Below are 13,156 nucleotides of genomic sequence, written 5' to 3'. Positions count from 1 at the left end.
AGTCTTGACTGACGGGATGGACTCCACGCCGACATCGCGGCCCTCGTCCGCCGGGTACCGCAATCTGATCCTGGCGACGCTCGGGTTCACGCTCACCTTCTGGGCGTGGGACCTGATCGCGCCGCTGGCCGGCGACTACAAGGACCGGCTCCACCTCTCCTCGTTCCAGCAGTCGCTGCTCGTCGCGGTGCCGGTGCTGGTCGGATCACTGGGGCGGATCCCGGTGGGCGCGCTGACCGACCGCTACGGCGCGAGGCTGATGTTCCCGGTGGTGTCCGCGCTCACCATCGTGCCCGTACTGCTGCTGATCCCGGCCCGCGAGAGCTACGGCCTGACGCTCGCGGCCGGCTTCCTGCTGGGTCTGGGCGGCACGACGTTCGCGATCGGCATCCCCCTGGTCAACTCCTGGTTCCCGCCCGACCGGCGGGGCTTCGCCCTGGGGGTCTTCGGGATGGGCATGGGCGGTGTCGCGCTGTCCGGGTACGTCACACCGCGCATCGCCGAGCACGACCCAGACCTGCCCTTCCTCGTGGTGGCCCTGGCGCTCGCCGCGTACGCCGTCCTGGCTGCCCTGCTGCTCCGGGACCGGCCCGGCCGACCCGTGCCGACGGCCCCGCTCGCCTCGCGGCTGCGCGACGCCGGGCGCCTGCGGGTGACGTGGGAGCTGGCCGCGCTCTACGCGATCGGCTTCGGGGGGATCGTCGCGTTCGGGGTGTACCTGCCGACGTACCTGAAGACCTGGTACGGGCTGTCGGCGACCGACGCCGGCACCAAGGCGGCGGGCTTCGCCCTGGTCACGGTGGTGTTCCGGCCGATCGGCGGCTGGCTGTCGGACCGGATCCACCCGGCACAGGTCACGGCCGGGGCTCTGGGCGTGGTGGCCCTCCTCGCGATCGTGCAGGCCTTCGACCCGGCGATGAACCCCGTCGGCACGTGCGCCCTGCTCCTGATGGCGGCCGGACTCGGGACGGCCAGCGGCAGTGTCTTCGCGCTGGTCTCGCAGGTGACGCCGCAGCCGCAGGTGGGCAGCGTGACGGGCATCGTCGGAGCGATGGGCGGCCTCGGCGGCTTCGTGCCCCCGCTCGTGATGGGCGCGATCTACAGCGCGAAGGACTCGTACTCGATCGGCTTCATGCTGCTGTCGGACCTCGCGCTCGCGGGGTGCGTGTACGCCTACGGGCGGATGCGGACCGTGCGGTCCGCGTCCTGAGCACCGGGGTCCGGGCCGCCTCGGCGGGGCTTCCCGGACCCGCGGGGGGCCTTCGTCACTCGAAGGCCGCTGCCGCCTCCCGCAGCGCCCGTGCCACGAGCGCCGGGTCGTAGGGCGCCTGCGTGCCGGGGGTGTAGGTCACCGAGCGCAGGCCGCCGGTGTAGCGGAAGCTGCGGTGGCGTTCGTAGACCGGCCAGGAGACCGGGGACTTGCGGTCCACGCCCACACTGATGCCCTGGAGCGGGGCCATGCCGATGAGTTGGTGCACGCCGGCCTGCCGGCCGGTCTCCACGCCGTCGAGCAGGATGCGGAACTCCCAGCGCAGGCCCTCCACCGCCTCGGCCGAGAGCGTGATCGTCCGGCGGCCCGCCGGCAGCGGGCCGGCGTCGGTTTCGTGGAGTTCTCCGTACTCGTTGTAGGCGAACCACAGCCGCCCGTCCTCCACGTACAGGCTGTAGCCGCCGCCCTGGTCGCCGTGCGAGACCAGCACGCCCTGGTCCGGGGCGGCGTGTTCGTCGAGTTCGACGGTGACGTCGAAGGAGCGGAAGGAGATGAGCCGGGAGGAGCGGTAGCGCTCCAGCTCGGGCGTGCCGGCCAGGAGGGTCAGGGGCCGGTGGAAGCGCTCCTCGGCGGGGTTGCGCCGGGCGAGTGCGCCGCTGCCGTCGGTGAGGGGGAAGACGCCGTTGCGCCAGGCCGCCGACTCCCAGGCCGCCGCCAGCTCCTTCACCACCTCCGGGTGGTCCCGGGCGACGTCCAGGGTTTCGGTCGGGTCGCCGCGCAGGTCGTACAGCGCCCACTCGCCGTCGTCGTACGGTGCCCCGGGGCGGTGCAGGGTGACCAGCTTCCAGCCGTCGCGGTAGTAGCTGCGGTTGCCCGACATCTCGCAGTACTGCTCGGTATGGGCGCTGGGGGCCCGCCCGTCGTGCAGCACGGGGGCGAAGCTGACGCCGTCCGGTTCCTGGGCGGGCCGCGAGCGCCACAGCTCCGGGCGCCGTACGCCGGCGAGTTCCAGGAGGGTGGGGGTGATGTCGGTGACGTACTGGTACTGCTGCCGGACCCCGGAATCGCCGTCGGTCCGGCGCAGGCCCTGGGGCCAGGAGATGACGAACGGCACCCGCACGCCGCCCGCGTAGGTCTGGCCCTTGTAGAGCCGGAAGGGGGTGTTGGAGGCCATGCCCCATCCGCGCGGGTAGTGCACGAGGCTCTGCGGGCCGCCGATGAGGTCGGTGTCCCGGTCCACGTCCCCGTTCCAGTCGTCGGGGACGGGCTGGTGGACGAAGCGGCTGAAGTAGCTGCGCGTGCCCTCGGCTCCGCCTTCTCCCGTTCCGCCGTTGTCGGAGGTGAAGACGATGATGGTGTTGTCGAGTTCGCCGAGCGCGCGCAGGGTCTCGGTGAGCCGGCCGAGGTTCTGGTCGATGTTGTCGATCATCGCCGCGTACACCTCCATGTAGCGTGCGTAGCGGCGTTGTTGAGTAGGCGTCAGCTCGTCCCAGGGACCTACGTCGAAGCCCGCCTCGGAGTTGCGGTCCGGCAGGGCGGTCCCCTCGGGGAAGAGCCCGTCGGCGATCTGGCGGGCGAAGCGGGTCCGGCGAAGGGCGTCCCAGCCGCCGTCGTAGCGCCCGCGCTGACGTGCGATGTCCGCGGGCTTGGCCTGGAGGGGGCCGTGGACGGCGTTGTGTGCCACATAGAGGAAGAACGGCTTGTCGGGGTCGTGTGCGCGGAGCGACTTCACCATCGAGATGGCCTGGTCGGTGATGTCGTCGGTGTAGTAATAGCCGTCGGGCAGCTCGTCGATGTCCAGCGGGCTGTTGTCGCGGACCAGTTGGTGCGGGTGAAAGAGGCTGGTCAGTCCCTCCAGCACGCCGTAGTACTGGTCGAAGCCCTTCTGCAGGGGCCAGTTGCGCCGGTCGTCGGCGGCGTTGGAGACCGAGTCGCGGGTCAGGTGCCACTTGCCGACGGCGTACGTGGCGTAGCCCGCGTCGTGCAGGAGCTCGGCCAGGGTGGGGACGTCCTCCCCGACCTCCATGCCGTAACCGGGGAAACCGGGGTCGAAGTTGGCGACCGTCGAGTACCCGACGCGGTGCGGGTTCAGACCCGTGAGCAGAGCGGCGCGGGCGGGAGAACAGAGCGGCATGGTGTGGTAGTTGGCCAGGCGGACGCCGCCCTCGGCCAGTTCGTCGAGTACGGGGGTGGGCACCTCCGAGCCGAAGGGGCCGATGTCGCTGTAGCCCATGTCGTCGACGAGGACCACGACGACGTTCGGGGCGCGGCCGCCCGCGGGCCGGCGAGGCGGCTGCCAGGACGGCGATGACTCGGCGAAGGTACGGCCGACCCGTCCGGCGAAGCCTCCGTAGGGATCACGACGGTTCGGGGTGGCGGGGGTGTTCGGGGTGGTCACCGGTGGAGCTCCTTCGCTGCGGAGGGCGCGGGGGAACGGAAACGAGCAGGGCGCGGGTGTGTGGGTGTGGGGGAGTGCGGGACGGGTGCGGACCCCGTCGGCGGGGTTGGTCCCGGCCTCCCGCCCGCGGTGCGTCACGGCGTCCGGGCCCGGCCGGATCCTGCGCACGGCTCCAGGAGCGGGTGGGGCAGGGGGAGCGGCTTCGCGGGTCCGGTCAGGAGCGCGAAGCGCGGGGCGAGGGCGTGGCGGCCGCGCCACACCGGGAGGACCCGTCGGTCGGGGCCGTGCTCGGCACCGCGTCCGAGGCTTCGTCCGGGACCGCGTCCGGGGTCAGGCTGACGCCGAAATCAGCGAGGACAGCCCGGCGAAGGAACGGCACAGATCGCGCCGGCCTGCCGACAAAGGTCGACATGCCTGCGGGAAACGAGCCGTGCGGTCGGGGTCATGCGCGCAGATTGTCAGAGACCCGATGCTCGGTCAAACGCCGACGTTCGTGGCGGATCGTCGTGGATGTCGGCCGGGACGCGCCGCACCGGCCGCGCTTTCGCGGGCTGTCCGGCCCCCCGAAGCACGTGCCATGCTGCCGCCACGCTGTGGCAACAACCGGAGGCGAGAATCGGCCCGGGGCCAGGGGGCCGCACCCCCGCACCCCGCCCTTCCACCCCTGGAGCATTCCGTGACGCTACTGACGACCTGGCCGCAGAGCGGCCCCGAGACCGTCGTCCGCCGAACCTCGGCGCCCGCCGAGATCGCCGCCGCACTGGCACCGCTCGGGGTCCGCTACGAGCAGTGGCCGGTACGCGACGACGTTCCGGCGGACGCCGACAGCGAAGCCGTCCTCGCCGCCTACCGGGCCGAGATAGACCGGCTGACCGCCGAGGAGGGATTCGCCACCGTCGACGTGGTCGCCCTGCACCCCGACGACGACCCCGGATTCGCCGAGAAGGCGAAGGCCGCTCGGGAGAAGTTCCTCGAGGAACACACGCACGATGACGACGACGAGGTGCGCTTCTTCGTCGCGGGTTCCGGCATCTTCTACCTGCACGCGGGCGGTGAGGTCCACGCGGTGCTCTGCGAGCGCGGAGACCTCCTCGGCGTGCCGAAGGGCACCACGCACTGGTTCGACATGGGCACCCGGCCGGCCTTCACCGCGATCCGCTTCTTCCACGAGGAGGACGGCTGGATCGGCACCTTCACCGGCAGCGGGATCGCCCGGCGCTTCCCCGACTTCGACACGATCACGGCGCAGGACGCGGCGTGAGCCAGGCCCGGGCAGTGGACGCCGTCGTCCTGGACATCGAGGGCACCACGAGCGCCACCGGCTTCGTCGTCGACGTCCTCTATCCGTACGCCCGCGCGCGGTTCGGCGCGCTGATCGCCGAGCGGTCCGGGGAGCCGGAGGTGGCCCGCGCCCTCTCCGCGGTACGGACCGAGCTGGGCGAGCCGGATGCGGGACCGGCACGGATCGAGCAGGCGCTGAACGCCTGGCTCGACCAGGACCGGAAGCTGACACCGCTGAAGACCCTGCAAGGCGTGCTGTGGGCCGAGGGGTTCGCGCGCGGTGAGCTCGTCTCGCACTTCTACGCGGACGTGGTGCCCGCGCTGAGACGCTGGCACGCGGCGGGCACACGCCTGTACGTGTACTCGTCCGGATCGGTCGCGGCGCAGCGGGCGTGGTTCGGGCACAGTCCCGAGGGGGACCTGCGGGGGCTGGTGAGCGACTGGTACGACACGCAGAACGCGGGCCCCAAGCAAGAGGCCGGGTCCTACCGCACGATCGCGGCGGACACCGGGATCGTCCCGGACCGGCTGCTGTTCCTCTCCGACCGGCCGGGCGAACTGGACGCCGCCCGGGTGGCGGGATGGCGGGCCGTGGGCGTGCGCCGGCCCGGGGAGCCGTACTACGAGCAGGGCCTGCGGGGCCATGCGGAGGCCCGGACCTTCGAAGAGATCGACGTAGTGGGGAGCGGAGCGTGACCACGGTGACCGACCTGGACCAGGCGGGGGCGGTACTGGCCGCGGAGGCGGCACGCTTCGCCTCCTTCGGCTGGATGCGCGGCACCTCCGGCAACCTCTCGGTGCTCCTCTCCCGCGACCCGTTCCGGCTTGCCGTCACGGCGAGCGGTCACGACAAGGGGGAACTCGCCCACGAAGACGTGGTGTTGGTGGACGAACAGGGAGCCGCGGTGAGCGGCGGCAAACCGTCCGCCGAAGCGGAGCTGCACGCGCGCGTGGCCCGCCTGACGGGTGCGAACGCGGTCGTACACGTGCACACGGTGGCCTCCGTCCTCATGGGGCGCAAGCAGCCGGGCGGCATCGTGCTGAAGGACCTGGAGATGCTCAAGGGCGTCGGCCATCCGGCGGAGGGGGAGGAGATCACCCTGCCCGTGATCGCCAACAGCCAGGACATGCGGGTGCTCGGAGACAGGCTGGAGGCCGCCCGCGACCCGCGGATGCCGGCGGTGGTCGTGGCGGGGCACGGGCTGTACGCGTGGGGCGACTCGCCCCGCCAGGCCCGCCATCACACCGAGATAGTGGAATGGCTCCTGGAACTGGAGCTGGCGACGGGCTGATGCGTCGCGTGGTCCGCCGCGGCGAGGGCGCTCCCGGTCAGGGGAGCGCCCTCGAGGTCGTGCCCCTCAGCCCAGGTGGTCCGAGGGGAGCTCGCCCGCCGACACCTCCAGGACCCCGCGCTCGGTGACCAGCGCCGTCACCAGGGTGCCCGGGGTCACGTCGAAGGCAGGGTTGTGTCCGCGGGAGCCTGCCGGTGCGGTGCGGACGCCTCCCCATTCCAACACCTCCTCCTCACCTCGGAGTTCTATGGTGATGTCCTCGCCGCTCACGGTCGCCAGGTCCACCGTCGTGGTGGGCGCCGCGACGACGAACGGGATGCCCGCGTGCGCGCACGCCAGGGCGATCCCGACCGTGCCGACCTTGTTCGCGGTGTCGCCGTTCGCGGCGATCCGGTCCGCGCCCACCACCGCGAAGTCCACCTCTCCCCGCAGGATGGTCCCCGCGGCCGCACCGTCGGCCTGGACGTAGTGCGCTATGCCCTCCTCGGCCAGCTCCCAGGCGGTCAGCCGGGCTCCCTGCAAGAGCGGCCGGGTCTCGTCGGCGTACACCGTCTCGAGCAGCCCACGGGCGTGCAGTTCACGGATCACACCGAGCGCGGTGCCCCAGCCGGCCGTGGCGAGCGCCCCGGTGTTGCAGTGCGTCAGGACGCGCAGGGGACGGTCCTTGTCGAGCCGCTTCAGCAGCCAGTCCGCGCCGTGCGCGCCCAAAGCGTGATTGGCCTCCACGTCCTCGCGCTGTACGGCGGCGGCTTCGGCCAGGACGGCCGGCACGCCCTCGTCCAGCTTCACCAGCACCCGGTCCACGGACACGGCCAGGTTGACCGCGGTCGGCCGGGCCGCCCGGATCCGGGCGACCTCCTCCCGTATCCGCGTACGGTCCCAGCCATCGCGCTCGCCCTGCAACAGCGCGATGGCCACCCCGTACGCCCCGGCCGCGCCGATCGCCGGGGCCCCGCGCACCACGAGGCGGCGGATCGCGTCCACCAGAGCGTCCACGTCGGTGACGCGCAGCACCTCCTTGCGGTGCGGCAGAGCGGTCTGGTCGATCAGAGCGAGACCGTCTCCGGCCCACTCGACGGCGCGCAGTTCCCTGGTCATGACAGTGCTCTCCAAAAGCTCGGGGGAGGAAGGGGGGGAGGGGTGCGCGTCACCGTACAGGAGCTGCGGGAACCAGAGTTCGAGACGGAGGACCGGTCACACGCACCCCGGTGCTACTCTCCTGGCCTCAACGATCTGTTGCACGGTAGTCCGAGGGGAGAGCGCACATGCTGTTGACGCTGCGGCGCTACCTCGACTACGGCCGGTGCGCCAGCGACGCCTGTCGCGGCTGAGCGCTCCTCCGCCCGCCACCTGACGAGCCCTTTTCCGAACTCGTCTGATTTCACATTGATTTCATAGATCTCGCGCGCCGTTCACATACGAGCGGTCGCCTGCCTGGTGCACCCCGTGCCCGTCTGTCCGTGCACCGGTCCACCCCGTACCGTCCTGGAAGGTCACCTCCATGTCCCGGAGATCCCGTACCCATGCCCTTCGACTCGCCGCCACCGTGGCGGGCGGGGTCCTGCTCGCCACCGGCTGCAACGCCGCCGCGGCGAAGAAGGAGGAGGGCGGCAAGAGCGCCGGCCCGCAGTTCACACTCGTCACCCCGGACGCCGTGGGACAGAACGAGTTCCTCAAGCTCTCCGTCGACGGCGTGAAGGCGGCGGCCACGGCGCGCTCGGGCAGCTCCAAGGTCTACGAGTCCACCGACGTGGCCTCCCGGCAGCAGAACGTCCAGGCCGCCGTGGACGCCAAGCCGAAGGTGATCGTCCTGGTCGGCTTCGAGTTCGCCGACTTGGTCGCCCAGCAGGCCGAGGCCCATCCGGACCAGCAGTTTCTCGTGGTCGATGCCTGCACCAAGCAGACCTATCCCAACGTCAGTTGCGCCGTGTTCCGGGAGCACGAAGGGGTCTTCCTGGCCGGAGCCGAGGCCGGCCTGCTCACCAAGAGCGGCAAGGTCGGGGCGGTGGACGTGCTCGACACGCCCCAGTTCCGGCGCTACAGCGATCCGTTCGCCGCCGGGGCCGAGGCGACAGCGCCCGCGAGTGAGGCGACCACCCGCTTCGTCGGCGGCCAGTCGCCCTTCAACGACTCGGCCCGCGCCAAGGAACAGGCCGGTTCGCTGATCGCGGCCGGCACCGACCAGTTGATGGCGGCCGCCGCCGCGGGCAACTACGGAGTCTTCGAGGCGGCCAAGGCCAAGGGCGTCTTCGCCTACGGCGTGGACGTCAACCAGTGCGTCACGGCTCCCGGCACCGTCGTGGACAACGTGATCAAGAAGACCGACGTCGCCGTGGAGAAGGGCATCGAGCAGGTGCTCGGCGGCAAGGGCGGCCAGACCGTCTCGTACGGACTCAAGGAGGGCGGCATCAGCCTGACCGGCCTGGAGCAGGGCGTCGCCGAGTCCCAGTGCGTCATAGCCCGGCACGCCCCGGTCCTCGACCAGGTGAAGCGGCTGCGTGACCAGATCGTCTCCGGAGAGCTGAAGGTCGATGACCCCGCAGCCAAGTAGATCAGCCGAGCCGGTCGTCGAACTCGCGGGAATCACCAAGCGGTTCACCGGAACGCTCGCGAACGACGCCGTCGGCCTCCGGGTCCGGCGCGGCGAGATCCATGCCCTCATGGGGGAGAACGGCGCCGGAAAGTCCACCCTGATGTCGATCCTGTACGGAATGCTGCGACCGGACGCCGGCACGATCCGCGTCCACGGCCGCGAGGTGAACTTCTCCGACCCGGCCGACGCGATCGCCGCCGGGCTCGGCATGGTCCACCAGAGCTTCCGGCTCTTCGACTCGCTGACCGTCGCCGAGAACGTCGTCTTCCGGGCCGAGCCGCGCCGGTTCGGCCTCCTCGACCGTGCGGCCGCACGCCGCCGGGTCCGTGAACTCGCCGAGGATCACGGGCTGCCGGTCGACCCCGACGCCCGGGTCGGCACCCTTCCCGTCGGTGTGCGGCAGCGGGTGGAGATCCTCAAGCTGCTGCACCGCGGGGCCCGCGTCCTGATCCTCGACGAGCCGACGGCCGTGCTCACGCCCGACGAGGCCGGCCGGTTGTTTGCCGTCCTCAAGTCCCTTGCCAAGCAAGGGCATTCAGTGGTCCTCGTCACCCACAAGCTGAACGAGGTGCTTTCGGTGAGTGACAACGTCACGGTGCTGCGCGACGGACGGGTCACGGCCCGGCTGCGTACCGCCGACACCACGGCGGCGGAGATCGCCGAGGCGATGACCGGCCGCCGGGTGGAGCTGGACCGGATCCACCCGCCGGGGAGCCCCGGAGAGGTGGTGCTGTCCGTTTCGGGCGTGCGCGGAGTGGACCTCACGGTCCGGGCCGGGGAGATCGTCGGCATCGCCGGCGTCGCGGGCAACGGGCAGAGCGAGCTGATCGAAGCGCTGGCCGGGCTGCGCCCCGTGACCGCCGGCCGGGTCGAGCTGGCGGGGCGCGACATCACCCACGCGTCACCGGCCGGACGCCGGACTGCGGGCCTGGCCTACGTGCCGGAGGACCGTGCGGCGGTGGGCACCGCACCCGCCGCCTCCGTCGCGGAGAACCTGGCGATGGGGCACCACCGGAAATCGCTCGCCACCAGGCACGGACTGCTGCGTCCCGCGGCCCTGCGCGCCCATGCCCGGTCCCTGGTCGAACGCTTCGGCATCAAGGCGCCCTCACCCGGTACCCCGGCGGGCGCCCTGTCCGGCGGCAACCTCCAAAAACTCCTCGTCGGCCGTGAACTGGCTCACGAAGCACCGCTGTTGCTGGTGGAACAACCCACACGCGGCGTGGACATCGGTGCGATCCAGCAGATCCACGAACAGCTCGTCGCCTACCGGGACGCGGGTCACGCCGTACTCCTGGTGTCGGCCGAACTCAGCGAGATCCGGGGTCTGTCGGACCGGATCCTGGTGATGTACGAGGGCCGGATCTCGGCTTCCTACACCCGGGACGACGCGGACGAACACACGCTGGGCCTGGCCCTGGCCGGAGCGGAGGCCTGACATGAGAACTTTGCCCACCGGTTCCACCGGCTCCGTCCGCTCCATCCGCTCCGTCCTCGCGTCCGCTCTGCGCTCACCCGTCCTGTTCTCCGTGGCCGCCACCCTCTTGGCCGGGGTGCTCCTCCTCGCCGGCACGGGGGCCGACCCGTTCACCGCGTACGGGGCCGTGCTGAGCGGCTCCCTCGGCCCCGACGGGATCGGAGCCACGCTGACCACCGGCACCAGCGTCCTGGGCATGGCCCTCGCGCTGGCCGTCCCGCTCCGTGCCGGACTGATCAACCTGGGCGGCGACGGGCAGTTGGTGCTCGGCGGCCTCGCGGCCACCGTCACGGCCCTCTACACGCCCCTGCCCGCGCCGCTCACCGTCGCGGTGTCCCTCCTCGCCGGGATGGCGGCCGGAGCGGCGTACGCCGTGCTCGCCGCCGTGTGCGAGATCCGCCTCGGGGTTCCGCTCCTGGTGAGCAGCCTGCTCCTGTCCTATCCGGCCGTCTCCTTCGCCTCCTACATGGCGCGGTATCCGCTGAAGGAGCCCGGCTCCGGCCTGCCGCAGACACGGCGGCTGCCCGAAGGTGTGGAACTGCCCGCGCTCGGGTCGACCACGGTGACCGTCGGCCTGCTCCTCGTCGTCGCCGCGGCCGGCGTCCACTTCTTCGTGGACTCGCGCACCAGCGCCGGGTACGAAGTCCGGATGACCGGCCTGGGTCCGCGCTTCGCGGCGTACGCGGGAGTCGACCGGGGGCGGCTGACACGGCGGCTGATGGGCGCTTCCGGGGCCGTCTCCGGTCTGGTGGGGGCGATCGGGGTGTTGAGCTTCCCGCACCGGTTCATCGACGGCGCGCTCACCGCCCCCGGCTACACGTGGACCGGACTCACGGCGGCCCTGCTCGCCGCCGCGGCACCGGTCGGCACCGCGCTCGCGGCCCTCTTCTTCACGGTCCTGCAGGTCGGAGGCCTGAGCATGGAGCGGGCCACCGAGGTGCCGCGCGAGCTGACGCAGGTGCTCCAGGCCCTGGTCATCGTCCTGCTCGCCTCCAGGTCGGGGATGACCCGGCGCGCCGGGCGACGCAAGGGCGAGACCGAGACGTATGACGAGAGCAACGACGTGAACGCGAACGAGAACGAGAACGAGAACGTGAAGGCCGCCTGATGTCCCTCGAAACCGACCTCTTCCTCTCGGTGCTGCGCGCGCTCACCCCGATCCTGCTCGCCGCGCTCGGCGGGGCGATCTGCGAGCGGGCCGGCGTCTTCAACATCGGCCTTGAGGGCATGATGCTGATCGGCTGCTTCAGCGCGGTCACCACGAGCTGGTTCACCGGCAGTCCGTGGCTCGGAGTGCTCGCCGCAGCGCTCGCCGCCGCCGCGTACTCCCTGATCCTGGCCGTGGGCGCGGTGACCCTGCGCGGTGACGCCGTGGTGCTGGGCGTGGCCATGAACCTCCTCGCCCTCGGACTCACCGGCTTTCTGCTGCGTACGGTTTTCGGGGTGCGGGGCACCTTCGATGACCCCGCCCTGTCCGGACTCCCCCTGATCGGCGGGCAGTCACCGCTCGCCTACCTCTCCTGGGCCGCTGTCGCGCTCACCGCCTTCGCGCTGTCCCGCCACGTGTGGGGGCTGAGGCTGCGCGGGGTCGGCGAAGCGCCCGAGGCCGCGGCGGCCCTGGGGGTGAGTCCCGCGAAGTACCGCTACGGCGCGGTCCTGGCCGCCGGGACGCTGTGCGGTCTGGCCGGTGCCCAACTGGCCCTCGGCAACGTCACCTTGTTCTCCGAGAACATGACCGCGGGCCGCGGCTGGATCGCGGTCGTGGCGGTCATGCTCGGCCGCGCCGCACCCGTCGGCGTACTGCTGTCGGCCCTGCTGTTCGCCGTCGCCGAAGCGGTCGGCTTCCGCCTGCAAGGCCTCGGCCTCCCGCAGCAGGCCACGGACGCGGCGCCGTACGCCGTCACGCTCGCGGCCCTCTTCCTGACGACGGCGGCCCGCCGCCGTGCCACCCGTACGAGAACCGGAGCTGTCGCATGACCCAGGACCTGCTGCCCCTCACCCGCATCCCCCGCACCGGCCTGCCGGCCTCCGCGCTGGTCGTCGGCGACCCCGCGCGGGCCCAAGCCGTCGCGGGACTGCTCGAGGACCCGAAGGAGGTCTCCCACCATCGCGAGTACCGTGTGTTCAGCGGTGGTTGGCGAGGGCTCCCGGTGACGGTGGCCTCCCACGGGGTCGGCGGACCCGGCGCGATCCTGCTCTTCCAGGAGCTGGCCGACGCGGGCGTGCGCACCCTGATCAGATTCGGCACGGCGGGGGCGATCCGTCCCGGGATCGCCGACGGGGACCTGGTGATCGCCGAGGCGGCGGTACGCGATGACGGGGTGACCGGGCTGCTGCTGCCGCCGGAGTATCCCGCGGTGTCCGCGCCCGAGGCGGTACTGGCGCTGCAGCGGGCGGCCCGCGAGGCGGGAGCGCCCCACCACCGGGGCATCATCTGGACGCGCGCGGCCTTCCAGCCGGGGCTCGTTCCCCTCCCGGCGTACGAGAAGGCCGGTATCGCCGCGATCGAGATGGAGCTCTCCGCGCTGCTGGTGACGGCTTCGCTCCGCGGACTGACCGCGGGCGGAGTGCTGGTGGTGGACGGGGCGAACGCCGACGACCTCGTCGACGAGGAGGCGACCGGCGGATACGACCCGCACCGTGAGGTGGTCGCGGACGGGGTCGCGAGGGGCAGCGCCGTGGCCCTGGAGGCGCTGCGGCTGCTCGCCGAGGACGAGGTGAGCGCGGGTTCGGCGGCCAAGTGAGGCGGGGGCCGACGCCGATGCGACGGCGGTCCGGGAGGACCGCCGTCGCATCGGCAGAGCGTGTGCTACTTGGCGCCGAGGCCGGCGTCGGAGACTTCGGGCTGGCCGGCGGTCTTGAGGACCTTGTTGAGGAGCTTGAGGTCGTAGATGCCGGTGAGGTC

12 protein-coding genes are annotated in these 13,156 nt (G+C 71.9%); 9 read left to right on the top strand and 3 right to left on the bottom strand.

What is annotated here, in order from left to right; translation table 11 throughout:
* The first annotated feature begins 16 nt into the window (after window positions 1-16).
* Window positions 17-1,210, top strand: a complete 1,194-nt coding sequence (locus ACFYM0_RS33495; RefSeq protein ID WP_388508151.1) for a nitrate/nitrite transporter — start codon at window positions 17-19, stop codon at window positions 1,208-1,210.
* Between the two features lie 55 nt (window positions 1,211-1,265).
* On the opposite strand, the gene ACFYM0_RS33490 is transcribed toward ACFYM0_RS33495, so the two are convergent.
* Both ACFYM0_RS33490 and ACFYM0_RS33485 read right to left on the bottom strand, forming a co-directional pair.
* Window positions 1,266-3,608 carry an arylsulfatase gene (locus ACFYM0_RS33490; RefSeq protein WP_388508148.1) on the bottom strand — a complete coding sequence of 781 codons (2,343 nt, stop codon included), beginning with the start codon at window positions 3,606-3,608 and terminating at the stop codon, window positions 1,266-1,268.
* A gap of 347 nt (window positions 3,609-3,955) precedes the next feature.
* Complete coding sequence (locus ACFYM0_RS33485; protein WP_388508145.1) at window positions 3,956-4,054, bottom strand: putative leader peptide; 99 nt, start codon at window positions 4,052-4,054, stop codon at window positions 3,956-3,958.
* 230 nt (window positions 4,055-4,284) lie between these two features.
* On the opposite strand from ACFYM0_RS33485, the gene ACFYM0_RS33480 reads away from it, so the two are divergent.
* From ACFYM0_RS33480 to mtnB, 3 genes are read left to right on the top strand one after another with little or no spacing between them, the layout of a single operon-like run.
* The gene (locus ACFYM0_RS33480) at window positions 4,285-4,869 is read left to right on the top strand and encodes an acireductone dioxygenase (RefSeq protein ID WP_388508143.1); all 585 of its coding nucleotides are present in this window, start codon (window positions 4,285-4,287) and stop codon (window positions 4,867-4,869) included.
* Window positions 4,866-5,585 carry an acireductone synthase gene (gene mtnC / locus ACFYM0_RS33475; RefSeq protein ID WP_388508141.1) on the top strand — a complete coding sequence of 240 codons (720 nt, stop codon included), beginning with the start codon at window positions 4,866-4,868 and terminating at the stop codon, window positions 5,583-5,585. The genes ACFYM0_RS33480 and mtnC overlap by 4 nt, the downstream gene beginning before the upstream one ends.
* Window positions 5,582-6,181 (top strand): methylthioribulose 1-phosphate dehydratase, encoded by a 600-nt coding sequence (gene mtnB / locus ACFYM0_RS33470; protein WP_388508140.1) that lies wholly within the window; start codon window positions 5,582-5,584, stop codon window positions 6,179-6,181. Before mtnC ends, mtnB begins: the two co-directional genes overlap by 4 nt.
* Window positions 6,182-6,247: 66 nt before the next feature.
* Here mtnB and mtnA read toward each other — a convergent pair whose 3' ends face one another.
* Window positions 6,248-7,279, bottom strand: coding sequence for an S-methyl-5-thioribose-1-phosphate isomerase (mtnA, locus tag ACFYM0_RS33465; RefSeq protein WP_388508137.1), 1,032 nt, complete (start codon window positions 7,277-7,279; stop codon window positions 6,248-6,250).
* Window positions 7,280-7,682: 403 nt separating this feature from the next.
* On the opposite strand from mtnA, the gene ACFYM0_RS33460 reads away from it, so the two are divergent.
* Genes ACFYM0_RS33460 through ACFYM0_RS33440 form a run of 5 tightly spaced genes read left to right on the top strand, consistent with a single transcriptional unit; the run spans window position 7,683 to window position 12,995 of the window.
* Window positions 7,683-8,732, top strand: a complete 1,050-nt coding sequence (locus ACFYM0_RS33460; protein ID WP_388508136.1) for a BMP family ABC transporter substrate-binding protein — start codon at window positions 7,683-7,685, stop codon at window positions 8,730-8,732.
* Window positions 8,713-10,212: an ABC transporter ATP-binding protein gene (locus tag ACFYM0_RS33455; protein WP_388508133.1), complete on the top strand. Its 1,500-nt coding sequence runs from the start codon at window positions 8,713-8,715 to the stop codon at window positions 10,210-10,212. The genes ACFYM0_RS33460 and ACFYM0_RS33455 overlap by 20 nt, the downstream gene beginning before the upstream one ends.
* A 1-nt stretch (window position 10,213) precedes the next feature.
* A complete protein-coding gene (locus ACFYM0_RS33450) occupies window positions 10,214-11,359 on the top strand; it encodes an ABC transporter permease (RefSeq protein ID WP_388508131.1) in 1,146 nt (381 codons plus the stop codon).
* Complete coding sequence (locus ACFYM0_RS33445; protein WP_388508128.1) at window positions 11,359-12,228, top strand: ABC transporter permease; 870 nt, start codon at window positions 11,359-11,361, stop codon at window positions 12,226-12,228. Before ACFYM0_RS33450 ends, ACFYM0_RS33445 begins: the two co-directional genes overlap by 1 nt.
* Entirely contained in the window at window positions 12,225-12,995 is a 771-nt protein-coding gene (locus ACFYM0_RS33440; protein WP_388508125.1) for a nucleoside phosphorylase, read from the top strand. The genes ACFYM0_RS33445 and ACFYM0_RS33440 overlap by 4 nt, the downstream gene beginning before the upstream one ends.
* Window positions 12,996-13,156: the final 161 nt, after the last annotated feature.

It is taken from the genome of Streptomyces sp. NPDC006487 (genome assembly GCF_042870555.1).
Lineage (GTDB): Bacteria > Actinomycetota > Actinomycetes > Streptomycetales > Streptomycetaceae > Streptomyces.
The sequence above is the reverse complement of the archived record's forward strand: the minus strand, read 5'-3'. Positions and strand labels throughout refer to the sequence as shown.

Bases quoted from the DNA above. Each gene is read 5' to 3' on its own strand.
- ACFYM0_RS33495 (WP_388508151.1), top strand. From the start codon at position 17: ATGGACTCCACGCCGACATCGCGGCCCTCGTCCGCCGGGTACCGCAAT.
- ACFYM0_RS33485 (WP_388508145.1), bottom strand. From the start codon at position 4,054: ATGACCCCGACCGCACGGCTCGTTTCCCGCAGGCATGTCGACCTTTGT.
- mtnA (WP_388508137.1), bottom strand. From the start codon at position 7,279: ATGACCAGGGAACTGCGCGCCGTCGAGTGGGCCGGAGACGGTCTCGCT.
- ACFYM0_RS33460 (WP_388508136.1), top strand. From the start codon at position 7,683: ATGTCCCGGAGATCCCGTACCCATGCCCTTCGACTCGCCGCCACCGTG.
- ACFYM0_RS33455 (WP_388508133.1), top strand. From the start codon at position 8,713: ATGACCCCGCAGCCAAGTAGATCAGCCGAGCCGGTCGTCGAACTCGCG.
- ACFYM0_RS33450 (WP_388508131.1), top strand. From the start codon at position 10,214: ATGAGAACTTTGCCCACCGGTTCCACCGGCTCCGTCCGCTCCATCCGC.
- ACFYM0_RS33445 (WP_388508128.1), top strand. From the start codon at position 11,359: ATGTCCCTCGAAACCGACCTCTTCCTCTCGGTGCTGCGCGCGCTCACC.
- ACFYM0_RS33440 (WP_388508125.1), top strand. From the start codon at position 12,225: ATGACCCAGGACCTGCTGCCCCTCACCCGCATCCCCCGCACCGGCCTG.